23 protein-coding genes are annotated in these 24,511 nt (G+C 31.5%); 1 reads left to right on the top strand and 22 read right to left on the bottom strand.

The window, feature by feature from the left end; translation table 11 throughout:
• Positions 1-32: 32 nt before the first annotated feature.
• The 16 genes from rplC to O5Y44_RS03065 form a co-directional block, all read right to left on the bottom strand.
• Positions 33-695, bottom strand: coding sequence for a 50S ribosomal protein L3 (gene rplC / locus O5Y44_RS02990; RefSeq protein ID WP_003144195.1), 663 nt, complete (start codon positions 693-695; stop codon positions 33-35).
• 19 nt (positions 696-714) lie between these two features.
• Positions 715-1,023, bottom strand: a complete 309-nt coding sequence (gene rpsJ / locus O5Y44_RS02995; protein ID WP_003147624.1) for a 30S ribosomal protein S10 — start codon at positions 1,021-1,023, stop codon at positions 715-717.
• A gap of 357 nt (positions 1,024-1,380) precedes the next feature.
• A complete protein-coding gene (locus O5Y44_RS03000) occupies positions 1,381-1,767 on the bottom strand; it encodes an OsmC family protein (protein WP_271966225.1) in 387 nt (128 codons plus the stop codon).
• A 78-nt stretch (positions 1,768-1,845) separates the two neighbouring features.
• Complete coding sequence (locus tag O5Y44_RS03005) at positions 1,846-2,511, bottom strand: HAD family hydrolase (RefSeq protein ID WP_371465500.1); 666 nt, start codon at positions 2,509-2,511, stop codon at positions 1,846-1,848.
• A 193-nt stretch (positions 2,512-2,704) separates the two neighbouring features.
• Complete coding sequence (locus tag O5Y44_RS03010) at positions 2,705-3,355, bottom strand: nitroreductase family protein (RefSeq protein WP_371465501.1); 651 nt, start codon at positions 3,353-3,355, stop codon at positions 2,705-2,707.
• Positions 3,356-3,482: 127 nt separating this feature from the next.
• Positions 3,483-4,664, bottom strand: coding sequence for a CapA family protein (locus O5Y44_RS03015; protein ID WP_271987256.1), 1,182 nt, complete (start codon positions 4,662-4,664; stop codon positions 3,483-3,485).
• A gap of 162 nt (positions 4,665-4,826) precedes the next feature.
• Complete coding sequence (locus O5Y44_RS03020) at positions 4,827-5,501, bottom strand: hypothetical protein (protein ID WP_371465502.1); 675 nt, start codon at positions 5,499-5,501, stop codon at positions 4,827-4,829.
• 26 nt (positions 5,502-5,527) lie between these two features.
• Positions 5,528-6,418: a DNA-processing protein DprA gene (gene dprA / locus O5Y44_RS03025; protein ID WP_371465503.1), complete on the bottom strand. Its 891-nt coding sequence runs from the start codon at positions 6,416-6,418 to the stop codon at positions 5,528-5,530.
• A 12-nt stretch (positions 6,419-6,430) separates the two neighbouring features.
• Positions 6,431-7,477, bottom strand: coding sequence for a competence protein CoiA (locus O5Y44_RS03030; protein WP_371465504.1), 1,047 nt, complete (start codon positions 7,475-7,477; stop codon positions 6,431-6,433).
• Positions 7,478-7,546: 69 nt separating this feature from the next.
• The gene (locus O5Y44_RS03035) at positions 7,547-7,828 is read right to left on the bottom strand and encodes a hypothetical protein (RefSeq protein ID WP_371465506.1); all 282 of its coding nucleotides are present in this window, start codon (positions 7,826-7,828) and stop codon (positions 7,547-7,549) included.
• 42 nt (positions 7,829-7,870) lie between these two features.
• Complete coding sequence (locus O5Y44_RS03040) at positions 7,871-8,686, bottom strand: methyltransferase domain-containing protein (protein ID WP_371465507.1); 816 nt, start codon at positions 8,684-8,686, stop codon at positions 7,871-7,873.
• 278 nt (positions 8,687-8,964) lie between these two features.
• The gene (tadA, locus tag O5Y44_RS03045) at positions 8,965-9,429 is read right to left on the bottom strand and encodes a tRNA adenosine(34) deaminase TadA (RefSeq protein WP_271966234.1); all 465 of its coding nucleotides are present in this window, start codon (positions 9,427-9,429) and stop codon (positions 8,965-8,967) included.
• A gap of 158 nt (positions 9,430-9,587) precedes the next feature.
• The gene (locus tag O5Y44_RS03050; protein WP_371465508.1) at positions 9,588-10,391 is read right to left on the bottom strand and encodes a YdcF family protein; all 804 of its coding nucleotides are present in this window, start codon (positions 10,389-10,391) and stop codon (positions 9,588-9,590) included.
• Positions 10,392-10,823: 432 nt separating this feature from the next.
• Positions 10,824-13,145 carry an ABC transporter ATP-binding protein/permease gene (locus tag O5Y44_RS03055; protein WP_371465509.1) on the bottom strand — a complete coding sequence of 774 codons (2,322 nt, stop codon included), beginning with the start codon at positions 13,143-13,145 and terminating at the stop codon, positions 10,824-10,826.
• Positions 13,146-13,293: 148 nt separating this feature from the next.
• Positions 13,294-13,908: a DUF1648 domain-containing protein gene (locus O5Y44_RS03060; RefSeq protein WP_371465510.1), complete on the bottom strand. Its 615-nt coding sequence runs from the start codon at positions 13,906-13,908 to the stop codon at positions 13,294-13,296.
• Entirely contained in the window at positions 13,895-14,167 is a 273-nt protein-coding gene (locus O5Y44_RS03065; RefSeq protein ID WP_048803215.1) for an autorepressor SdpR family transcription factor, read from the bottom strand. Before O5Y44_RS03065 ends, O5Y44_RS03060 begins: the two co-directional genes overlap by 14 nt.
• 538 nt (positions 14,168-14,705) lie before the next feature.
• Between O5Y44_RS03065 and O5Y44_RS03070 the strand changes: the two genes are divergently transcribed.
• Entirely contained in the window at positions 14,706-15,704 is a 999-nt protein-coding gene (locus O5Y44_RS03070; protein WP_371465511.1) for a D-2-hydroxyacid dehydrogenase, read from the top strand.
• A gap of 845 nt (positions 15,705-16,549) precedes the next feature.
• On the opposite strand, the gene pyk is transcribed toward O5Y44_RS03070, so the two are convergent.
• The 6 genes from pyk to O5Y44_RS03100 all read right to left on the bottom strand — a co-directional run bounded on the left by pyk (position 16,550) and on the right by O5Y44_RS03100 (position 24,303).
• A complete protein-coding gene (gene pyk, locus O5Y44_RS03075; RefSeq protein WP_271966240.1) occupies positions 16,550-17,995 on the bottom strand; it encodes a pyruvate kinase in 1,446 nt (481 codons plus the stop codon).
• 109 nt (positions 17,996-18,104) lie between these two features.
• Entirely contained in the window at positions 18,105-19,067 is a 963-nt protein-coding gene (pfkA, locus tag O5Y44_RS03080; protein WP_271966241.1) for a 6-phosphofructokinase, read from the bottom strand.
• A gap of 129 nt (positions 19,068-19,196) precedes the next feature.
• Complete coding sequence (locus tag O5Y44_RS03085) at positions 19,197-22,466, bottom strand: DNA polymerase III subunit alpha (protein ID WP_271966242.1); 3,270 nt, start codon at positions 22,464-22,466, stop codon at positions 19,197-19,199.
• A 47-nt stretch (positions 22,467-22,513) separates the two neighbouring features.
• Positions 22,514-23,104: a flavin reductase family protein gene (locus O5Y44_RS03090; protein ID WP_271987270.1), complete on the bottom strand. Its 591-nt coding sequence runs from the start codon at positions 23,102-23,104 to the stop codon at positions 22,514-22,516.
• A 54-nt stretch (positions 23,105-23,158) separates the two neighbouring features.
• Positions 23,159-23,887, bottom strand: a complete 729-nt coding sequence (gene yaaA / locus O5Y44_RS03095) for a peroxide stress protein YaaA (protein WP_271966244.1) — start codon at positions 23,885-23,887, stop codon at positions 23,159-23,161.
• 2 nt (positions 23,888-23,889) lie between these two features.
• Positions 23,890-24,303 carry a hypothetical protein gene (locus tag O5Y44_RS03100; RefSeq protein WP_271966245.1) on the bottom strand — a complete coding sequence of 138 codons (414 nt, stop codon included), beginning with the start codon at positions 24,301-24,303 and terminating at the stop codon, positions 23,890-23,892.
• Positions 24,304-24,511 lie beyond the last annotated feature (208 nt).

Below are 24,511 nucleotides of genomic sequence, written 5' to 3' on the forward strand. Positions count from 1 at the left end.
TATCTATTTTCCTCCTTCCGTATATTTTCCGATTATTTACCAGATTTAACTGCTGATTGGATTTTTACGAAGCTTTTCTTAGATCCTGGAATACATCCTTTAACTAGGATTAATCCATTTTCTACATCTACGCTTACGATTTCTAAGTTTTGAGTAGTAACTGTAACTCCACCCATTTGACCTGGTAATGCTTTACCTTTGAATACACGGTTAGGTGCTACAGGTCCCATTGACCCAGGACGACGGTGGTAACGAGAACCGTGAGCCATTGGTCCGCGGCTTTGTCCATGACGCTTGATTGCCCCTTGGAATCCTTTACCTTTACTTACTCCTGTTACGTCAACTAAGTCCCCTGCTGCAAAAATATCAACTTGGACTTCTTGACCTACTTCATAATTAGCAACTTCTGCATCTCTGATTTCGCGTACGAAACGTTTTGGAGCAGTGTTAGCTTTATCTGCGTGACCTTGTTCAGGTTTGTTCGCAACTTTTACTAAACGGTCTTTACGTTCTTTATCGTAAGGACGTTTATCGTCGAATCCTAATTGGATTGCGTTGTATCCTTCAACTTCTTCTGTTTTCTTTTGTAATACGACGTTACCTTTCGCTTCAACTACTGTTACTGGGATTAATTCTCCATTTTCAGCGAAGATTTGAGTCATACCTACTTTTCTTCCTAAGATACCTTTGGTCATCGAAAGTCACCTCCTATAATTATAATTTTAATTCGATGTCAACACCTGATGGTAAGTTTAAGCTGATTAAAGCGTCAACTGTTTTTTGTGTTGGTTCAATAATATCGATTAGGCGTTTGTGTGTACGTTGTTCGAATTGTTCACGGCTGTCTTTGTAAATGTGAACTGAACGTAAGATTGTATAAACTGCTTTTTCTGTTGGTAATGGAATTGGTCCAGAAACTTTTGCTCCAGAACGTTTTGCAGTTTCAACAATTTTCTCTGCACTTTGATCTACTAATCTGTGATCATATCCTTTAAGACGAATACGAATTTTTTGTTTTGCCATCATTTCTCCTCCTATACATTTATTCGCTGCTATCTAGTAGCAACTTCTCCACGAAAGTTCTCCAGCACGCCATGCCATGGCAAAGCGGCCGGGCGTGTCAGTAACCTTTCGCTTCAACGCAAGTCTTTTGCAAGACCAACATTTATTATTATACATGGTAAAAGCATATATTGCAAGTATTTTAACGAAAAATTTTTAAAAAAATTTATGAATATGTTTTCTATTTTTTACTTACTTTTTAATCTTTAATTCACTTTCTAATTTTACCTATATTATATAGAAGAAAAAATTTATTTTTCTACAAAAAAATTAAAAATACTTAGAGTTTTTACACCCCAAGTATTTTTAATTTCTATTTTATTTTAAAGGTAAAATATTATATTGAATATCTAAATCAGAAGATAATAAATGAGAAACTTTGCAGCGAAGTTTAATATTATCTAATACCCCTTGTCTATCTCCAGCAGCAAGTTGTTCCTCAGTTCGATCTACATGAACATTAGCTACAATTTTTCTATTATCATAATCTACCACTAGTTCAGTTTCTACCGCTAGATCTACTAGTTCATACGCTCTGAAGAAATATCCTTTTGCACACATACTAACACATCCGTTGTATGCAGTAGCAAATAAATCCATAGGACCATCTTTACTTTCTTCTATAAACATTTTATATTCTCCACCAAGTGGTGTAGTTGCATGAGAAGTAAAACCTTCTTTAATTTTTAAATTAGACGTATACATAACTGTCTCCCCGTATATATTTGATTTTAAGATTACTCTTAATAAGTTTATTATACTCTTACACTAGATTTTTGTACACTATTTTTTCTCGACAATGTTTTTAATAGTTTCCACTAAATCTACATCTTTATACTTATAGTTTACACCAGTGAAATCCATATATTTAGTAATATCATTTGTCTGAAGTATTAACGTTGCACCTGAAGCCGCAGCTCCTAATGCTCCCGGACGTGAATCTTCAACTGCAATTGTATTATTAATATCTGCTCCTAGTTTTTTTGCCGCTAGTAAATAGATATCTGGGGCAGGTTTAGGATTCTTTACCTCTTCTTTTGTTGCAATTGCTGAGATGTATTTCTCAAAACCTTTTCTTCGAAGTCCTGTCTCAATATGTTCTCTCTTTCCATTTGAAGCAACAGCCATCTTTATTCCGTGATTATATAGATACTCCATTACCTCAGCAATTCCTGGTAATACTGGGGCATTATGATAATTATCTAATATACGCTTTGTAATCTCCGCTTCGAACTTATCATAATCTTCACTAGACATACCATATGTATCATTATAATATTTTCTACTCGTTTCTTCATTCGTTCCAGAAACGTTTTTTATATAATCCATCTTATCTAGCTTTTCATTTAACACTTCTTTTGTTAAATCACGCATATTTTCATAGTATACTTTCTCTGTATCTACTATCGTTCCATCAAAATCAAAAATAACCGCCTCTAATTTTTCCACTTTATTTCTCCTTTTTATTATTTATACATATATTTACTATTTTATAATGTAACTAACAAAATGCAAAGTAATTTGGATAAAAAAGAGCACCATAACCACAAATAATTATGATTAAGCACTCTTTCTGTATATTTTTATTTATCTCGGTTTAACTAACACATCACCAAACATTAGTTGCTTCAGTTGAAAACTATTATTCAAATCTCACAAGATTCTCTGCCTTCATTCTTACAGTTGGTCTTGCATCTTTTTCCTTTTTACCTAGGGCTATAAGCATCACAGGAATTAAGTTTTCTTCTAATTCAAATAATTCAGCTACCTTCTCTCTAACAAATCCGCCAATAATATTAGTATCGTATCCTTTAGCATACGCAATGTTTGCAAATTGCATAGTCCACAATCCACAATCAAAATATACACCTTCTCTATTTTTGTCAGTTGGCAAGTTTTCTAATTGAGGTCCCATCCCTTTTTCAAAACCATCTTTTACCTCTTCAGTCATATAACCTTTTTCAACAGCCTCTCCGTAAATTTCATCAAATTTCCCGTAGTGATTCAAGTCTCCTAAGACTATAATCATAGCGGCCGAGGTATCATTTTGAATTTTATTATAATTAGCACTTCCTAATTTTTCTTTACCTTCTGGTGTATCTACAACAATATATCTCCAAGGTTGTAAATTACATGATGATGGAGCAAGATTAGCTTCATTTAACATTTCTATTATTTCTTCACGTTTAATTTTAACATTCTGGTCAAAATACTTAACCGATTTTCTTCCTTTAATTACATCAAAAAACTCTGGCCTTTTCTTACCTAATAGAGTACCAAAAAATTTCCTCACTAGATTTCCTCCTTCTTTAAATAATTAACTCAATAATTTTACTATACTTGAGAATTATTATCAAACAAAAGGCTCAAACAGAAATAATTTATAAAAATGTCAACTATCTCTTAGTCCATATAGTCTTTTACTCCCACTTCAAGTTTACGTGTTCCATTATTTCTTTATATGAAACATCTACTTTTTCCTTCATTTTATCATCAAGCTGATCTCTAAGTTTTCCGCCATTAATGAAATCTTCTAACACCATAATTTTATAGTCGTATAATGGAGCTCCATTTATATTTCTACCGTTAAGTTTAGAATAAACTAGTGTTGGATGAGCTTTTACAGTTTTAACAGTTGTTTTATCGTTTGCTTTTTCAAATGTAACATCCATTAGTAAACCTCTCTCAGGCCACTTGTTTTCCATTCTTTCCATACGTTGGTTTGAAACGAAGTTCCCCATAGAGTATATTATAAATTTCTTATCTCCATCTTTTTCTACAGTCTCAGCAGGTTCTATAACATGAGGATGCCCTCCGAATACTACATCAGCACCCCATTCTATCATCTTGTGATAAAGAGCTTTTTGTTCTTCTGTAGGCTCTAACTTATACTCAACACCCATCTGAGGCATCACTACTGTAACATCCGCTTCTTTCTCAGCTCTTTGGATTTCTTCTTTCATCTTTTCCTCATCAAGATCCGATAAATGATTAGTTCTATCCTCTGCGGTTAAATTAGCATCCATTCCATTATAACCATAAGCATAGGCTAGAATTGCTATTTTAATTCCATTAACCTCTTTAATAAGAATCTTATCTTCCGAACGTTTTTTATCAGCGTGAACTCCAACTGTATCCAAACCTCTATCTTTGAAGACTTTATCCGTATACTTCAATCCATACAAACCTGTATCCAATATATGATTATGAGCTAAATCAACAACATCATATCCTACTTCTTTCATTGTATCTGCAATTTGAACAGGAGCATTAAACAATGGATATCCTCCTAGTGGAGAACGATCACTAATAGTCCCTTCAAAATCTCCTATCGCTAAATCAGCACCTTCAATCCATGGCTTAACATATTCAAAAAATGGATTGAAATCATAACTCCCATCTTCTTTTTTAGCAGTATAATAAAGTGCATCATGAATAAGAATATCTCCATTAGCTACAACTCGCGCAGTTCTCACACTCGAATCGCTATCCTTTTTTGAAGTTCCCCCTTCTTTATCGGATGCTGTTAAAAAATAAATACACGAAAAAATAATACCACTAATACTCAGCACACCTAATAAATATACTAATACTTTCCTCAATATAATATTCCTCCTAATTAAATACTTTATCTATCTATAATAACAAGTAGTTAATAATATTTCAATTAACTACTCGTTTTATATAATTATTTTATATCGCAACAATAATGTGCTCCTCTTACACATTAATAAACTTTCCATTATAAAATATTTCATTATTCTCTATTTCCCTAATAATATATCCAAGATCATCTGCGGTTTAGTAACCATAAGAAGATGATCCGACTCCTCTATTTGTGTATAATTCATCCCTATTAACTTGAAGTAAGAAAAAACTACAAGTTTATTAAAAATATTCCTGCTTCTTTTTAATAGTTCTAAATTATCTACCCCCGCATATAAAGATAAATAATTGTACTCTATTTGCGAGTTCGGTCTTACCATATATTCACTACCTTCTTTTTTGAGTTTTCTTAGAATTAACTCCACTAAAAACTCATCTTGCATCTCTTCTACACTAAGTGTCTTTGATAGATATTCTTCTTTACTAGTGAACTTTATCTCTGGTTCAAAATATGTTTTTAACACCGATTCAGGAGGTATAGGTTCTAAGCCCTCGATGATGATTAAATTAACACCATCAAGGTACTCACTAAAAATCTCTAAACCGTTAAGCAAAACGACCGTACCATAAGAAGCAGTAACTATAAAGCCTCCTCTTCTTACTTTTGTCATTTTATTTAATAGTACCTTCTCAATTTCTTTTTTTGATATAGATTTAAAACTCTCTTCGGTAAATTCAATAAAATCAAAGGTTTGGTCTGGCATATTTTCTAAGACTCTCGCCCAAATACATCTATCCCAACCTAGTGGATTAATAAATAAGATATCTGTCATACTAATCATCCTCTCAAATATCTACACTAAAATCCTAATTCGTCACCAAAATCCTCTAATTTATTTACAAGTATCGCCCCCTCTTTAATGTATTCATTCATTGCATAACTCATCTTATCGCCAAATTTCCCTGGTAGGCAGAATACATCAGAACCTACATCCAAGGCGAAATCCACCGTCCTTTGCGTCCCACTTCTTTTTGCCGCTTCAGTTACTAAAAGAGCACTGGAAAGACCAGCGACAATCCTATTTCGTTCTAAAAATTTATATTTCCTTATAGGCGAAGTTGGAAAATACTCAGATATAATAAGATGGTTTCGTTCTAATTCCTTATAAAGTTTATAACTTTTTTCCGGATAAATTATATTGTGCCCATGAGCTATTACACCGATGGTGTACCCCTTACTTTTTATAGCGCCCTCATGAGCAAGACTATCGACACCAATCGCAAGACCACTAACTATAACAAAATTATTCATAGTTAAATATGGTACTATACTCTGCAAGGCATCATTTGAATATGCGGTATTGTTTCTGCTTCCTACTATAGATATCTTTCTTCTAAATAGAAGCAAATCTTTATTCCCCCTGTAAAATATAACATATGGATAATCATAAATCCTAAATAATTCTTTCGGATAATAGATATCATCGCAAAAAATATACTTTACATTATAAAACTCAAAATAACTCTCGAAATCAAACTCCATATTATTATGAAGCTTAGTATAAATTTCTTCAGCATTATCTCCAAAATATACAGCTAACTCAGGTATAGATAATTCGAGAATCTTCTCTATACTATTTAAATCCATAAAAACTTTATGTAGCTTGAGTGTTGTAATCCTCTCAATCGCTATTAACGAAAACAATACCTTTTTTTCTTTTTCTGTAAAACTACTACTATACTCCCCCATAGTTTTATCCTCTTACTTCTCATTCTCAACCAGTAAAGCATAGTATGCTTTAAATACTTTTAAGAAAATCTCCCCTTGCTGAACATTGTTAATATAAATACTATCTTTAAACTCTATAATATTACTCATTATTCTTATAAGTTCTGAGTAACTTTTACCCTCTTTATAAAATCTATACATCAACCCTTGCCAATAAACAAGTGGAGTTCTAATAAGAACTTGTTCCAACATATTCACACCAATAATTTCAGGTATATTATTTAACTCTATATGTTGGTTATAAAACATACTCAATACTTTATTTTTTACAGTTTTATCATATTTAATTTGCTCGTAGACATAGTTTTCAACATCTTCTGGATATAACTTAGACGTTAAATCTTTATCCAGTAGTTTCAAATCAAGTGGTACATCAAACTCATCAATACTCAAACTAGTTTTTATACAAACAGCATTTCGTTTTTTCAAATTATGAGCCCAAATTTGATAAAATTCAAATTTCTTATTTATATTATCCCAACCATAAAAGAATACTTTTCCTTGATAATAATTTAAAAAATTATCCACAAATGGCGCATACCTAATATAACTTATACCATCGTAACTCTTCAATTCTTTTATAAATTTGTTTGTATCGATTAGCCAGATTAATTTCAATCCAGCTTTCATATATCCTCTCGTTCTCGCTTTAATAAGATTAAATGGAATAACCGATCTTTGATACTCAAAAGCTATACTATTATCTTTAATAAATACATCGGCTATCTGAATGTCATTCTCCCCAGTTTTAAAAATATGTTCGACTTCCACATTACGATATTTTCTTCTAAAATGCTCATAAAGATCCTTCTTCGCTTCAAGATGCTCACTACTCTCTTTCTTGTATGTTTCAAACTCACATGAACAATTCTTAGCATGAGCAAAATGCGATTGAATTTTCACTCCCTTTTTGAAAATTACTTTTCCCCCACATATCGGACAGTGATACTCTTTATTTTTTTCAACTTCACTATCCAAAGCATTAAAAACTTCATCCTTACTATCGTATGCCACGTACATAATGTTTCTCCTTTTTTTCTGTACTACACTTGCAAACTACATCTAACAGCGTCTTATTCAATTGTCATTTTACTTTAATACCCTATACCTTCTATAGGTTGCATCACCTTCTTCTATTTCAACAAACTTATCTAGATTAACCCAGCTTATTTCATCTTTATGGTTATCACTATCTACTAGATATACTCTATCGTCTTTTTTACATAAATAGTAATTTGTCTGACGAATACTAGCCTCTCTCATAAGATATGTATTTTCATCTTTTATAGAAAAATCAAGACAACTTGTTGTCCATGGTTTTTTTACATATTTTTTCACTTCAACAACTTGATCATATTTTTCAATATTCATACTCTATCCTCCTTCATAATTTTCCTTCTGTTACAACTTAACCTACTTCTTACAAACTAAAAGTTCTAGATCTATCGTAATTTCTCTTAATTGATTAATATCAGAATCTGTAATTTCTTTAGAAAATGTTAAAGGTGTCATCTTAAGAAAACTCGCTGCTTGCTCCTTAGTCAATTGGAAAGTATCACTCACCGTTATCCTATCCACAATCTTGCAATTTTCTTCAATCAATTTTACAGTATCACTATTTGTGTATTCCTTCCCACCAATCAACTCTCTAATCTCTCTTAGGTAATTTGTATTCGGAATAATTTTTATCAAATATCCTTCATCACCTAATACTCTGAAAAACTCCTCATAATTAGCAGGTGTTAATATGTTAAGAATGCACGAGACACTTCCATCTTTAAACGGAAGATTAGCTAAGTTAGCCACCATATAAGGATTCAATTTATCCTCTTTAACAGCTAACTCGATCGCATCCTTGCTATTATCTAGCCCATAAAAATATTTCTCAGGAAATACTGTTTTTAACTTTTTAATATAATATCCTTCTCCGCAACCAATATCCAATACAACATCTTTAGCATACTTTTCAATTGAATTTTGAATATTCTTTAATACATTTTCATAAAAACTATTACTAAAAACTTCACTACGAGCTTTAAATAAGTCTTCACTGTATTTCGTTGGTTTATAATTGTTTATCAAATGAATATAGCCTTTTTTTGAAAAATCATAACGATGATTTTCATTGCAAACAAGACTGATACCCTCTATGTGAGATTCTGATAAACACTTTGGACAAAGGTATATTTCCTCTTGATTAAACTTTTTTATTACATTTTCTATTTTCATTGAAACTCCTCTATACTTTCTATGATAATTGTATCAAATTTTTTTTAATAATGATAGCGAAAAACAGTTAAAAAATTAGAAATTTTCGACTTTTTTAGATTTCCTCTTAAGTTTATTTTTAATAAGTAACTATTTATTTTATTACTATATATTAAAACAAAAAATGACGACACAATCCTCTGAATTGTTTTTATCGTCATTATATTTATATATTATTATCTTTAATTATTTTATATTTATAATTTAAAAATTTTTAAATTTATAAATATATTGAATGTTTATTTCTTCTTTCGCTCTCTTAACTCTTTGAAAAAGTTCTTCATTAGCATGGAACACTCTTCTTCGTGCACCCCAGAGATAACCTTAGCTTGATGATTGAATTTATTCTCACCCACTAAGTCAATGCAACTACCACAGCAACCATATTTAGGATCACTCGCTCCATAAATAACATTTTCAACTCTAGCTTGAACAATTGCTCCACTACACATAACACACGGCTCTACAGTAGTATATAAATAACTATTATCAAGTCTCCAAAAACCCTGTTTTTCACAACCTTCTTTAATAACTAACATTTCTGCATGATTCAATGCCTGTTGATTTTCTTCACGAGTATTATGAGCCTTCGCAACAACCTTATCATCAATAACTAGCACAGCTCCAATAGGTACTTCACCTTTAGCGTAAGCTCTCCGCGCTTCTTCTAATGCCAACTCCATATAATAAGAATGATCTTTCACACCACTACATCCTTCCGCAAATATTTTTTCAATTAATTATATCATATTTAGAAATCATTAGGGGAGTAAGTTGCGAAATTACATATAACAATTAGATAGAAAAAGACTTAACAAAACTAATTTCAAAACTAATTTTGTTAAGTCGATCCTCTTAAATTCTAGCTATTATTAGCCCAAAAATATATTTCCACTAGGACAGCTGCTATAAACAAGGATGTCAGCACACCTAGGACTATAGCGTGTATTCTTCTTTTGAAATATAGATACCCTATAAATTCTCTAATGAAAGCATTGAGACTGAAATAGAACTTAGTCGGCGCTCCATAGCCAATACATCTAAAACCTAAAGTTCTTGCTTGAACCAACGCACGATAAACGTGATAATAATTCGTCACCACAGCAAAACTTTTATCAGCTGGAATAAATTTCTTTGAAAAAATAATATTTTCTTCAGTTCGTGTCGATTTTTCTTCTAAGATTATATCTTTTTCATCAACACCTTGCTCAAGAGCATAATTTTTCATCGCAAATGCTTCAGATACTACTTCATCAGGACCTTGACCACCTGACATGATTAGCTTACTCCCAGGATTAGCTTTATAAACTTTTATCCCTTTTCTAATTCTACTAGCTAAAAGAGGCGTTACCCTTTCACCAATCAGTCCTGCACCTAAGACCACTACATAATCAATCTTTCTTGGTAAGATATTAATAAAATTTAAAACACTAGATACTAAATAAGACATCGCAATACATAAAAAATATAAAACTACCAAACTGATATAAACATAAAGTGTATTTAACAGAATATTGTCACGTGTGTAGGTAGCAACACGAGGCCAATATGTAAAATAACCTACCAGAAAGAAAAATACAGCTAGACTAAGTAAGTTACCTACTCTTAATCCTTCTCTTCTAATAAGTATAAACGAATTGTATAAAAACATAATGACTACCGCCATTGGAATCAAAGTCAATATTACCACCGCCATAACAAGTAATACTACACCTAAATTGTATAAAAATCTATTGTCTTGTGCATGGTTAGTAATAAAAGTCATTACATAAAAAATAAAACTTAAACCTGTCGCTATAAAAAATATCCCTAAAAACAAGTTCCTTCTGTCAAAATACAAAACAGATAAGAACAATAAAAGGAATATCACAAAAACTATAAACGAACCTATTATCATAAAAAACTCCTACTTAATATATCTATAATATAAATTATATTGCAAACCAAGATACGTGTCAATCTTACAAAAGAATCAAATTAGCCAATTTCTTAGTAAAAATATAAAAATAAGGAATACTAGATTCGTTTTAACCTCCGAACGTTACATTTTTCAGCAACCTCTGATTATAACACAATCCACTATTCCTCATATTTTTTATTATTCAGTTCTCAATGCTTCTACTGGATCTTTTTTCGCAGCTATTCTCGATGGAATAATACTTGCGATAAGTGTTAGCACTAAGCTAAGAGCTATTAATCCAATTGATGATTGAGCATTCAATGACGCTGTGAATGCTTCAACTTTTAGCGCCTTAGCAATACTTCCACTTATTGGAAGTGATAAAAGCATAGTTACCACTACACCTACAGCACCGGAAACAAATCCGATTAACCCTGCTTCTGCGATAAAGATTCTTGTAATATCTTTTTTACGAGCACCGATTGCACGGAGAATTCCGATTTCCTTCGTTCTTTCCACCACAGATACATACGTTAGTATCCCAATCATAATAGATGATACAATTAACGATATTCCCGCAAACGCCGATAAAATCAATGATATTGTATTAATCATCTGTGACATAATCGTCGTCATTTGCTTCGCTAAATCCGCATACGTAATGCTGTATTTATGATAGTCTGAGCTATCTGAACCATATTTCTCTGCTACTTTCTTGTTAAAGTCATTTATAACCCCAGCTATTTTATCACGATCATTAAAAGACTTTGGATAAATATTAATTGCACTCGGTGCAGTTTTTGCCCCTAATGTAGCAAGCAGTTGTTCAGCTGTATCGCTATCCATCTTCTGATTAGTTATAACATTTCTAGTTTTGTCTTTTTGTTGAGCCACTACAATATCTGACTTCACTTCTTTTTCAATCATTGATTTTTGTAAAGCTCTTGTGTAACCAATCGTCATCTGAGGTCTAGTAAAACTATCTTTAGCTTTTAATATAGCTACTACTTTAACCTTAGTTCCTGAATCATACATCTTACCATCAACATCACGCGGAACAAATCTATCGGCTATTTTTCTGTAATAGTTGTTATTTTCTACAACACTGAACTCTTTTCCTATAACATCTTCATACTTAACCTTTGTATTTTCATCAAATCCTAGAGCTTTTATCGTAGCTTTATCGATTTCGTTATTCTTCGCAGTAAATAACACAACTTCATTATCGCTAGGATATTCAAAATTTTCTTTAGATGATTTCACCACTTCATATTGATTCATAATTAGGTTCTTATCTTCTGGTAATACGCCAAAAATACTATCATTTAATGAAGTCTGTTCTTGTTTTACAGCTACTACATCACCTTTTGCATTTTTAGTTAATGCTTGTAATTTATAACCTTCTGCAAAATCAATCGCAGAGTAATAATCCTTCGCATTATTTTGAATATAATTTATAAATGTTTCTCCATTCCCTAATGAATCAACCGAGTATAAATTTCTATGCACATCACGACGTGACTTTGGCACCAATTCAGAACCATTAGAGTCTTTTTCCGAGTTATCATCATCAACACTTAAACCAAAATTCACTTGATTCGCACTTATCATAATTGGCATAGATGATAAGTTTTCGTTTTGCATCGTTTGGATATACTTATCCATCCCCGATGAAATAGCTAATACTAGACCGATGCTAATAATTCCTATACTGCTCGCAACAACCGTCATAAACGTACGGAACTTCTTCGTGAGTAGGTTTTTAAAACTAGATTTAATCGCACTAGTAAATACCATCGCAGTTTTCTTCAAAGTAAAACCATTATCAGCAACTTCTTCAGCTACATACGGAGTTGTATCTTCTTGAATTTCTCCATCTTTAACTCGCACTATTCTATCACTATATTTTTTCGCTATTTCTGGATTGTGCGTTACCATTATAACTAACTTCGTCTTGCTTATTTCTTTAATAAGTTCCATAATCTGAACACTAGTCTTACTGTCTAACGCTCCTGTAGGCTCATCAGCAAGAATAATCTTTGGATCAGTAACTAATGCACGAGCAATAGCTACCCTTTGCATCTGTCCACCAGAAAGTTGATTAGGTTTTTTATACAGATGATCAGCTAACCCAACATCTTCCAGTACTTTTTTCGCCTTCTCATCATTTTCTGCATTTGACTGACCTGAGATAGATAAAGCTAATTTTACATTTTCAATAACACTTAAATGAGATATTAAATTATAACTTTGAAAGACAAAACCTATAGTCCCATTTCTATAACTATCCCAATCTCTATCTTTAAACTCTTTAGTAGAACGCCCCATAAGAGCCATATCACCAGATGTATATTTATCTAAACCACCTATGATGTTCAATAGTGTCGTTTTCCCACTTCCACTTGCTCCTAAAATCGAGACAAATTCATTTTCTCTAAAATGAATATTTACAGATTTTAGTACTTCTACTTCACTACCACCAGTATTATACTTCTTAACTATATTTTTAAGTTCTAACACTCTATGTCCTCCTAATTTATTATTAGACAAACTTAAACTTTTCACTACACAAAGCTTCTCGTGTATGTAATTATAGCATACAATATATCCCCATTAAAAGAATACTCTCTTCTAGGGATACATGTATGCTACTTATTATAATCGATTACTACGCTTTATATTTTTTAACCAAGTAAAAAGGTAAAACCGTAGAGGCAATTGCAGAAATAACTATTAAAACTAATGCTACTGTTGAACTAAAGAATCCACTAATAAATATAGCAACTCCACTAAAGGTCATAAGCAATGCATAGGCTCTAATCACTTTTTGCTCATTTACACCTTTTTCTAAACCAAAAAGATTAAAATTGTATTTTCCCCAAAATTCTTTTTTTGGTAGGTAATTACCAAGAATAATAAACACTATACCTATAACAAACGCTGTTAATTGTGTAACATTAAAATTATTATCTAAAGCATATGCTATTAATCCACCTTGAACTAGAACACTTATCAAAGGTACAATTCCCTTAATAATTAACGCACCCTTTTTAGGAGTTTTATCAAAATCCACTACTAGTGAAATTATAATCTCTACTACCGTAAAAAATACAGGCATCTCAATAATTGCACGAGTCTTACTCACAAAATTATTAGGCTCTCCATTAAAATTGAAATGTACAGCTATCTGTTCAGGTAGCACATCATAATAATAAACTCCTATTAATATCGGCAATAAACAAATAGCGACACTTAAAAACAAACTTTTTTTATCTACTCTCATCGTTTTTTCCTCCTAAACCATAGATCCAGACAAGCACTTCTTCGAATACACTGGCATTTAATTCATAGTATATAAAATTTTTATGTCTAGATTCTAATATCAAACCTGCTTTTTTTAATTGAGTTAAATGATACGATACAGTCGCCCCAGATAGATTAAATTCTGAAGCTAACTCTCCTGCACTTTTCTTCTCTTCTTTCAACATTTCTAATATATTTCTTCTTACCGGATCAGATATCGCCTTTAAAGTTTCGCTCATCCCATGTATATCACTCCTTTATATAACGAACTGCAATTCTATTTAGATATCTTTCTAAATAGATTATAACTCTATTATTTTTTTAAGTCAATAACTATTTAGAAATTTTTCTAAATAGTTATTATAGTTTGTTTAACACACTCTATTAACTGTACTATAAATTACAATATTTTTATGATTATATTTTAAAATAATAAGATTATATTTATTTTAATAATATTTCAATTATTGTCAATTATGCAATTACATTCTATATCAAACACGTTTTCACAAGATTTTTTCAACTAAATATTACAATAACAACTTTGAAAGCGTATTATTTTTATGGAATATATTCTCTGTACTATATATTTATCACTGTTGACAAACTTTTCTTTTCTCTTTAAAATAATAATTGTAAGCGTTATCTAAAATCTGTTATACTATCTTTATATATTGTATTTTGGATGAATACTAGATACCAAAAAATGATAATTTAATACGTTATTTTAATCTACTATTCATCCAGAATATAAAAAAATTAAAAGGAGATTTTATTATGAAATTAGCACTATTTAACTTGAGAGAAGATGAAAGACCATTTGTTGACGCATGGTTAAAAGAACATCCAGAAGTAGAGGTTGATCTTCACGAAGGAGAACTTCAGGCAGAAACAAAACACTTATTAGAGGGGAAACAAGGAGCAGTAATGTTCCAAAATAGACCTTTTGCTAAAGAAGTTTATGATTATGCAAAAGAGCAAGGTGTTAAAGTTATAGCAAACAGAATGGCTGGATTCGATATTTATGATATAAAATATATGCGTGAATTAGGGATTAGCATGACTAACGTTCCTCGTTACTCTCCTAACGCAATCGCAGAACATGTTGTAACTACTGTTTTATATATAAGTAGAAATATTAAAAAAATACTTAACAATGTTGAAAAGCATGATTTTACATGGAATAAAAATATAATTTCTCGAGAACTAAAAACACTTACTGTTGGTGTCCTAGGAACAGGGAACATTGGACGCCAAGCTGCAACTCTATTTAAGGGATTAGGTTGCAAAGTTATCGGTTACGATTTATATCCTTCTGATGCAGCTCGTGAAGTGTTAGAGTATGTTGACAGTATCGATGAATTACTGGCTCAATCTGATGTTGTGACTATTCACGTACCTGCAACAAAAGAATATACTCATATGGTAAATGATGATTTCTTCAGTAAAATGAAAGATGGATCTATCTTCGCTAACGCTGCTCGTGGGGTTCTTGTAGATACTAAGGCTGTTATTCGTGCTCTAGATAGCGGAAAACTATTAGGGGCTAGCCTTGATGTATATGAAAACGAAGGAAATTATGTTCCTAAAGATTTCTCAAATAAAGAATTCGATGATTCATTAATGCAACAATTAATAGATAGAGACGATATCATCTATACTCCACATACTGCATTCTACACAGAAACAGCAGTTAAAAATCTTGTAGAAGGTGCATTAAATGCTGCTGTCGAAGTGATTACTACTGGAGATTCTCCTAATATTGTCAACAAATAGTTAATTATATTATATTCATTGATTCTGACTTATTTTATAAAGAGGAATATACTTGATAATATTTATCGGTTATTCCTTTTTATATTTTTTCAACTTTCTAAATGATATTATCTGTAAGTTTGCATAACCTAAATATTTTTACTAATTCTTTGTTTAACAGCGTTTAATATTGTATATACAGGATTAAATATATAAAAATATTATATTAAAAAATTTTTATAAAACCTTATTTTATTTGACAACCACACTCATTTTGTTACAATAAAGATGTAAACAGTTAGTAGGATAATTTTATCGTTAAAATATCTTAGTATAATTAATATTATTTATATTTTTTTCGATTATACTATTTGTTGCATTTTGATATTAATTATTACTAAAATATCGTTTCAGAAGTTCTTCAAAAAATCCATATCATCTTAAACATAAATTTTGAAAAATTTCTTAATAGCATATGATAAGCATTATATGAGTTAATAGATAGAAGAGGATATATCTGTACACCTCATACAATCGTCTAGATTGTTCTTAAAACTGTGGAAGTATATTATTCTTCCATTTTTACGGCTATACTTGTTATAGTCATAATTTCCTTTCGATTGTTAAATTTATTTAACAATAAACTTTTAATTTAATATCGGAAGCAATTCCGATTACTACAAAATAACAATTTACCCTAAATTCTTATTTTGTGTTCATATAACGAAAAGCGGTCCATTACGGGCCACTTTTTGTTTATAACGTATTATTTATTAAATATCGCATTCTAATTATCTAAGTTTATTGTATAACGAAAAAAGAAGAAGTAGGACTTAATCCTACTTCTTCTAATTTCATATTTAATATTAGTCGATTACTGAAACTTTTAAGAAGTTTGTTGATCCAACGTTACTTCTTGAAGTGTTTACTGGGATACCTCCAGTGATTACGATAGCATCACCTTTTTTAGCGTATCCTGAAGTTTCTGCGATATTTTTAGCTGTATCTAACATTTCGTCAGTTGATTTAACTTGTTCAGAAATTTGAGCATCTACTCCCCATACTAAGCTTAATCCACGTGCAACTTTTTCACTTGGAGTTACAGCTAAGATAGCTGCGTTTGGACGGTATTTAGAAATTAATCTAGCTGTTTGTCCTGACTCAGTGTAAGTTACGATTGTGTGTAAGTCTAAGTTTAGAGCTGTGTATCCTACAGATACTCCAATTGCGTTTGTAATATCTTTAGAAACGATTTTTTTAGAACGATCTTTTAAGATACGAGAGTAATCTTGCATTTCTTCAGTACGTTTAGCGATTGTAGCCATTGTACGAACTGATTCGATTGGGTAAGCACCTGCTGCAGATTCTCCTGATAACATGATTGCATCAGTTCCGTCATAGATTGCGTTAGCTACGTCAGATACTTCGGCACGTGTTGGACGTGGGTTTTTTTGCATTGAGTCTAACATTTGAGTAGCTGTGATTACGAATTTACCAGCTGCATTACATTTAGCAATGATGTCTTTTTGCATAATTGGTACTTCTTCTGCTGGTACTTCAACCCCAAGGTCACCACGAGCGATCATGATACCGTCTGATACTTCGATGATTTCATCGATGTTATCGATAGCTTCTTGACATTCGATTTTAGGGATGATTTGAACGTGTTCACATCCTTCTTCTTTAAGAATACGTCTAACTTCTAGTACGTTTTCTTTAGTACGAACGAATGAAGCAGCAACGAAGTCAATATCATTTTTACATCCGAAACGGATATCTTCTTCATCTTTTGGAGTAATACCTGGTAATTTTGTAGATACACCTGGAACGTTAACTCCTTTTTTGTTTTTAAGTACTCCACCGTTTTGTACTGTAGTGTAGATTAATCCTGCTTCAGCATCTACGCTGTTTACAGTTAATCCGATTAATCCGTCGTCAAGTAAGATAGTGTCTCCAGCTTTAACGTCGTGTACTAATTCTCCGTATGTGATTGAGAATTTTTCTGGAGTTCCTAGAACTTCTGTCATAGAAACAATAACGTCTTTTCCAGTTTCTAACATGATTGCATCATTTTCCATGTTGTTAGTTCTGATTTCAGGTCCTTTAGTATCTAAAAGGATAGCTAAGTTAGTTCCTGTAGCTTCTCTTACTTCTTTAATTGTTTGAATTCTTGCTCCGTGTTCTGAGTAGTCACCGTGTGAGAAGTTAAGACGACATACGTTCATCCCTAATTCTACCATTTCAGTAAGTTTTGCTTTATCTTCAGACTTAGGCCCAATTGTACAAATTATTTTTGTTTTTTTCTGTATCATAAATATACCTCTTAATTTTTTATCTTTTAATATTTTAACTCATTTTCATTATGTTTTCAAATATTTTCTTGAAAAATACTATTTTTATCTAAAGAAAACGTTTTTTAAACTAAATTGAAAGTTGTTTAGAAACCTCGTAGATAGAAAGATCCACATTATGAACATCACTAAATACGTCTTCAAAACGAGTACTTACAAGTTTGTTGTTTTGAATACCTACTGCACGTCCTGATTCTCCAGCTAATAATAGTTGAACAGCATAGTTACCTAGACGAGATGCTAATACTCTGTCTTGAGCTGTTGGAGTACCACCACGTTGGATGTGTCCTAAAATAGTTGCTCTTACTTCTTCTCCTGTAAGTTCTTTAAGTTTTGCAGCTAGTTCTTGTCCACCCATTACACCTTCAGCAAGTACGATGATTGAGTGTTTTTTACCACGATCTTCACCAGCTTTAATACGTGCAACAACTTCTTCGATATCTTCTTTTTTCTCTGGAATTAGAAGACTTTCACTTCCTCCAGCAATACCAGCGAATAATGCTAAATCCCCTGCATTACGCCCCATTACCTCGATAATGAATGCACGCTCGTGACTTGATGCTGTATCACGAACTTTGTCAATAGCGTCAACGATTGTGTTAAGCGCAGTATCAAATCCGATAGTGTAATCTGTACAACAAATATCGTTATCGATTGTTCCTGGAACTCCGATAGTTTGGATATTCATTTCGTTACTTAAAGCCATAGCTCCACGATATGAACCATCTCCACCGATTACTACTAGTCCATCAATTCCTAATGCTTCTAAGTTCTTAATAGCACCTTTTCTAACTTCTGGGTTAGCGAATTCTGGAAGACGAGCTGAATAAAGCATTGTTCCTCCACGGTTAATGATGTTACCAACATCTCCAACTTCAAGTTTTTTAATGTTGTTTTCTACTAATCCTTTGTATCCTTGATATACTCCATAAACTTCTAATCCATTATAGATTGCTGTTCTTACAACGGCACGCACAGCTGCGTTCATTCCTGGTGCATCCCCACCACTTGTTAAAACTGCTATTTTTTTCATGTAGTCTTACCTTCCTCGTATTTGTTATTAATTATTTTTTAATTTACTTATCAACAATATCATATTTTTGTTATTTTTTCTAGTAAAAACATAATTTTGTTTAATTTTTGTTCGATTTTTTTTGTTTTTTTAAGAGTATGCTATTTTGATACGTTTTCCTGGGAAATTTTCAAAAAATTTATGAACAAATTCCTGTTCGTTTTCTATTGATATCGTTTTACCTCTGTTAGTATCATTGTTCAGCAAAGCTACAACCTTGACTTTACCTACCTCCGACTTATACTCATTTAAAAATTTAAGTATTTCTTCATCAACTATCGTATAGATAATTTTTATATTACTAAGGCAGTACTCTCTATAATTTCTAAGACTTGCAATTTTTTCTAAGATATATTGTTCTCTTCCATTTCGAATCTGTTTTTTCAATGTCATTACCGCAAAACTCCCTACTTTTATAAATACATTAGCGTACTTATAAACACTTGGGAACACAGTAACATCATAATCATTCTTCCCATCATTTACAGTTAAAAATGCCATATAATCACCGTTTTTAGTCTTAATTTCTTTTCTTGTAATTATTTCAACATAACTATCACTAAGTTCAGCTCCTATATACTGTAATGGCAGATAAGAATATTTCTCTTTTTCAACTTGAACGGGATGTTTTAAAAAGTACGTACCCGTCACTTCTTTTTCCATTTGGATTCTTTCAGTAATAGAATAATCTTCTACCTCTTCGACTTTCAGTGTTAATCCACTTTCAGCGGATAAGGCAACTCGAACATTATTTATATACTGCCTATTATCTGAATAATAATCCTCCACTTTCTTCATTAACGTAGCACGATTATATCCAAAAGTGTCCATTGCTCCCGCCTTAACTAAAGAAACCGCCGCTTGATAGTCTACTTTTTTATTCATACGTTTTAAGAAATCATCTATATCTAAGTAGCGTCCAAAATTTATTCTATCTTGTACTATTTCATACCCACTTCTATATCCAACATTCTTAATCGCAGTTAGAGCAAATACAATATCATTTTTATAAACACTAAAATTTGATAAACTTCGATTCACATCAGGTTTTACCAGATTTATTCCTAGGTTATTAAGTTCTTGCTTATACTCGTTAATTTTTTTCTCACTACTAATTACGTTGTTTAATAAAGCCGTCATAAAATACTTAGTATAATAAACTTTTAAATATGCCAAGCGATACGCAAGCATACTGTATACAACCGCGTGACTCTTATTAAAACCATAATTCGCAAAAGTTACAATAAGATCAAAAAGTTTCTTGGCAACTTGCAGATCATATCCTGCAGCAACACTCTTCTCTACGAAGATACGTCCATAGTACTCTAAGTCTTCTTTTTTCTTTTTACTTACAGCTCTTCTCATATTATCCGCTTCATTCAAACTCATATGAGCGAAATTCACCGCAATCAGCATAATCTGTTCTTGATAGACTATTACCCCGTAAGTATCTTTTAATATTTTCTCTAAATGAGGATGCGGATATACCACTTGCTCTTCTTTATTTTTTCTTCGCACATAGACTTCTATCTGAGCCATTGGCCCCGGTCTATAAAGAGCATTCATCGCAACAATATCATTAAACTCCGTAGGTTTCAAAAGATTTAATTTCTCTTTCATCCCACTAGATTCAAATTGGAAGATACCTTCTGTTTTACCTTTAGCAAATAATTCATACACTTTAGGATCTTGGTAATTTATCTTCGTTATATCAAATGTCGGATTTTCTTTTTTTATCTCTTCAACAATACTCGATACCATCGTAAGATATCTAATACCTAAAAAATCTATTTTTAATAAACCAACACTCTCAACATCATCCATCGTCCATTGTGTTAAATACTTCGTCATATTTGATTCAGCAAGTGGTGCATAGTTGACCAAAGGTTTATCATCACTTATTACTATCCCAGCTGCATGCACCGATGGATTCTTCGGTAAGTTCTCTAAACTCAGCGCTATACTAAACCAACGTTTATTAATATTACTCTGATTAATAAACACCCTTAACTCTTCTGATATTTCGTAACATTCTTTCAATGTTCTTGTCGAACTAATATTACTACTAATAAATTTTAAAGTCTGTTCATCAAACTGCAATATTCTCGCCGATTCTCTTGCAGCACTCTTCGATTGAAATGTAGTAAAAGTAATAATTTGTGCAACCTTATCCTGACCGTACTTCTCTTCTACATATTTTATAACTTCATCACGTCTAGTATCTTGGAAGTCAATATCAATATCAGGCATAGATATACGCTCTTTGTTTAAAAATCTTTCGAATAGAAGACTGTATTCTAATGGATCCGCTTCTGTTATATCTAGTAAATAACAGACTAAACTTCCCGCAGCACTACCACGTCCTGCTCCTACTAGGATTCCATTATCTTTCGCATATTTCACAAAATCATAAACAATTAAGAAATAATCGTTAAACCCCATCTCATCAATAATCTTAAGCTCATAACTATAGCGTTTTTTATAAGGATATAAATCTTTGCCAACTAGCTTTTCTTTTACACCTTTTTGAACCAAGTAATGCAGGTACTCTTTAGAAGAAAACTTAGAATATATGTCTTCTTTTTCTCCATAAACATACTTAGGAAGATGATAGCCCGAAAAGTTCAGCTCATATTGACATTTATCAACAATATTTTGCTGATTTACAAATGACTTCTTAAAAATCAAATGTAATTCTTCATCACCGGGTGCTAATATTTCTTCAAAATCCTTCTGTTCTCTTACGAATTCATCTCCTGAAATAGTTGTCAGTTCTTGTATATTTAATTTTTTATTATCGCGAATAGCACGACTAACAATGACTTGCTGATAGTTCTCTTTATTAAGATAATAACTAGGCTTCGTATAAACAACATTTTCATAAAAACTATACGGGCTTACTTGAAAACTTTCATTAAAACCGAAGTAAAAATCATAATTGCTAAAAAGATTGTTTAAGTATGAAAATTCCATACTGTCTCTAAGTTCATCAACAACTATTAAAACAAAGTCTTCGCTATATTCTTTCATCTCGCTAGAAAAATCTTCTATAGTCCACTCTTCTCCATTCATAAACTTAGTCGAAATCTCTAATAATTTATAGAACATCTTCTCAGATTTACACAGTATGTTGAATTTTAGAAAACCAATCCCGTATCCTAAGCTTACTTCTAATCCTTGAATAAGGTTAATTCCAGCTTTCTTAGATTCTTTATGAGCTTTTATCGCTCCGTACATATTCGGATCAACGATAACAACAGCTCTTTGATTATCTCTTGCTAATTTTAAAAACATACTTTCATACTTTATAGTACTGTTCAAAAGATCATACGCACTATGCACCTGCAAATTGTAATACATACTAATATCCTCCTTTCCTCAATATTTCTAGTTCTGTTTAATCGATATTATCCGCAAAGTGGATTATACTCATCTTCTTCTGAAGAACATCCCATATTTTCTCCATAATTTTTACTTTGTTCATTAAAATATCGATATACTCGTTTGTTATCATCACCCATAAAGTAAATTGGGTTAAACTGTGTATATTTCATATTTCCTTCTTCGTCTAAAAGATTCTCACAGACTACTCTACGTTTTATAGAAGCTACAAAATTCGTATACTTTCCATATTCTGAAATATTTTCTACTTTACATTCAAGTGACAAAATACATTCATCCATTACCGGTGCATCAATGTATTTTGCTGGATCATACGTCATATCCGCCATTCCAATTTTATTCTGACCTGAATGGAAACCTGCAATCTCAACCTTGCTAAGTATTTGTTGACACGGTACGTTAACAGTAAATTCTCCATATTCTTTAATGTTATCGACCGCATTACTATCTGTCGAAAGTCCAACTGTAATCATATCACCTAAAGAATATGATGAACTACAAGCTGTCACATTGTATCTCCATTTTTTATCTTTATATCCTATTAATATTACTGGAAAGCCGTAATATAACTTACTGGTTTTAGTTTCTAATTTCATCTTCCTCTATCCTCTTTATTTTTTCCTTTCATAGTATACTCTTCCTTATTTATCCTATCTCTTAGCTATGAAAGCTAATACTTTTTCTTCTGAATGTTCTTTACTAAATTCAAATCCATCGAACTTTATTTTTTTCATCTCTTCTACTGATGAAACTTTGTTTTTTACAAGTTCTGTTAAAAATTTACCTCTTGCTTTTTTAGAAATCGTAGAGTGTACTTTTAATTTTCCTTCTTTTTCTTCCATAAAGCTGATTTTAATAAATTTCTCTTTTTGATTTTTTGAAAATACTTCTTCAAATTCACTAGATAATAATGAAACAACAAACTCTTCACCTTTAATACTTTCATCATAACTAGCTCGCCAGAAATTCTTTAAAGACTCTCCTGAGATTTTTACATTTTGTAAAAAATCTAGTCTATGTTCTTGGATCAAATCATAAGCACCAATTATACCATATAACGACGTTGTAATAAATACATTTTTCTCTATATACTCTTTATCTGCTTCATCAAAATTATCTCGATTTATATTTCTATACATTAGTCCATTGAATAAGTCTAATGCTTTATAACTTTTTGCTGTGTTGTTTTTTATATCTTGCCAGCGAGAGAATTCTTCCATCGCCTTATCTTCTTTAATTTTATAAACTTTAGCTAAATCTTGTGCACTAAACTTAGCAAATTCAGCAACTATTTCATTACTTTTTTCACTAAGTTCTAACGCTTCTTGCGGCGTTGCTTTTTTGTTTAGTTCTTTAGCTGTCGGTATTAAAATTTTCATTATTATTCCTCTTCTTCAGGTAACTCTAAGAAGCTGTTTTCGATTAAACTTTCTACTTCCATTAATACGAAATTGTATTCTGTTGCCTCTATTGCAGGATTAATAATTAATGTATTGAAGTACCCAACTACAAAATCACGATTAGCAACTTCAAGTTTGAACATATACTCACTAATTTCATCGACTAAAAATGCTGTTTCTTTTAGTACTTTATCCTCATAAGTATTCGCATAATGAACTTTTTCTAAAAGTCTACGAATTTCTAAATCGGCATATTCTTTTGCGAAACGATCGCGAATATGTTTTGCAAGCTCCTCTGTTTTAAGCGCTACTGTGTTAAATTTTTCTTTTTGTAAAACACCATTTTCCTCTAATTTCTCTAATAATGCTGTTAAAGATTTGTGTAAACTATTCATTGTATTTCTCCTTTATTTTATAATAAATTATTTTAAAAACTATCATTCTCTATTTTATAAGAAAAATACGAAAAACGCTAATAATACGCTATATAATAATCTATTCTCTTTGTTCTATCCCCCACTTTCAATATACAATTATACATTGTCTTCAGCTTTTAAACATTATTAGAAAATGATATAATATTAGTGACATAACTATTTCGAG

This window comes from Gemella sp. 27098_8_155, from assembly GCF_041433725.1.
GTDB classification, from domain to species: domain Bacteria; phylum Bacillota; class Bacilli; order Staphylococcales; family Gemellaceae; genus Gemella; species Gemella haemolysans_D.

What these genes read in the sequence shown, in the direction of transcription:
- rplC (WP_003144195.1), bottom strand. Translation starts at nt 695, where the DNA reads ATGACCAAAGGTATCTTAGGAAGAAAAGTAGGTATGACTCAAATCTTC.
- O5Y44_RS03030 (WP_371465504.1), bottom strand. Translation starts at nt 7,477, where the DNA reads ATGTACGTGGCATACGATAGTAAGGATGAAGTTTTTAATGCTTTGGAT.
- O5Y44_RS03070 (WP_371465511.1), top strand. Translation starts at nt 14,706, where the DNA reads ATGAAATTAGCACTATTTAACTTGAGAGAAGATGAAAGACCATTTGTT.
- yaaA (WP_271966244.1), bottom strand. Translation starts at nt 23,887, where the DNA reads ATGAAAATTTTAATACCGACAGCTAAAGAACTAAACAAAAAAGCAACG.
- dprA (WP_371465503.1), bottom strand. Translation starts at nt 6,418, where the DNA reads ATGGGGGAGTATAGTAGTAGTTTTACAGAAAAAGAAAAAAAGGTATTG.
- O5Y44_RS03035 (WP_371465506.1), bottom strand. Translation starts at nt 7,828, where the DNA reads ATGAATATTGAAAAATATGATCAAGTTGTTGAAGTGAAAAAATATGTA.
- O5Y44_RS03020 (WP_371465502.1), bottom strand. Translation starts at nt 5,501, where the DNA reads ATGACAGATATCTTATTTATTAATCCACTAGGTTGGGATAGATGTATT.
- O5Y44_RS03090 (WP_271987270.1), bottom strand. Translation starts at nt 23,104, where the DNA reads ATGAAATTAGAAACTAAAACCAGTAAGTTATATTACGGCTTTCCAGTA.
- O5Y44_RS03060 (WP_371465510.1), bottom strand. Translation starts at nt 13,908, where the DNA reads ATGAGAGTAGATAAAAAAAGTTTGTTTTTAAGTGTCGCTATTTGTTTA.
- rpsJ (WP_003147624.1), bottom strand. Translation starts at nt 1,023, where the DNA reads ATGGCAAAACAAAAAATTCGTATTCGTCTTAAAGGATATGATCACAGA.
- O5Y44_RS03000 (WP_271966225.1), bottom strand. Translation starts at nt 1,767, where the DNA reads ATGTATACGTCTAATTTAAAAATTAAAGAAGGTTTTACTTCTCATGCA.
- O5Y44_RS03065 (WP_048803215.1), bottom strand. Translation starts at nt 14,167, where the DNA reads ATGAGCGAAACTTTAAAGGCGATATCTGATCCGGTAAGAAGAAATATA.
- O5Y44_RS03100 (WP_271966245.1), bottom strand. Translation starts at nt 24,303, where the DNA reads ATGAATAGTTTACACAAATCTTTAACAGCATTATTAGAGAAATTAGAG.
- pyk (WP_271966240.1), bottom strand. Translation starts at nt 17,995, where the DNA reads ATGATACAGAAAAAAACAAAAATAATTTGTACAATTGGGCCTAAGTCT.
- O5Y44_RS03085 (WP_271966242.1), bottom strand. Translation starts at nt 22,466, where the DNA reads ATGTATTACAATTTGCAGGTGCATAGTGCGTATGATCTTTTGAACAGT.
- O5Y44_RS03050 (WP_371465508.1), bottom strand. Translation starts at nt 10,391, where the DNA reads ATGGCGGTAGTCATTATGTTTTTATACAATTCGTTTATACTTATTAGA.
- pfkA (WP_271966241.1), bottom strand. Translation starts at nt 19,067, where the DNA reads ATGAAAAAAATAGCAGTTTTAACAAGTGGTGGGGATGCACCAGGAATG.
- O5Y44_RS03040 (WP_371465507.1), bottom strand. Translation starts at nt 8,686, where the DNA reads ATGAAAATAGAAAATGTAATAAAAAAGTTTAATCAAGAGGAAATATAC.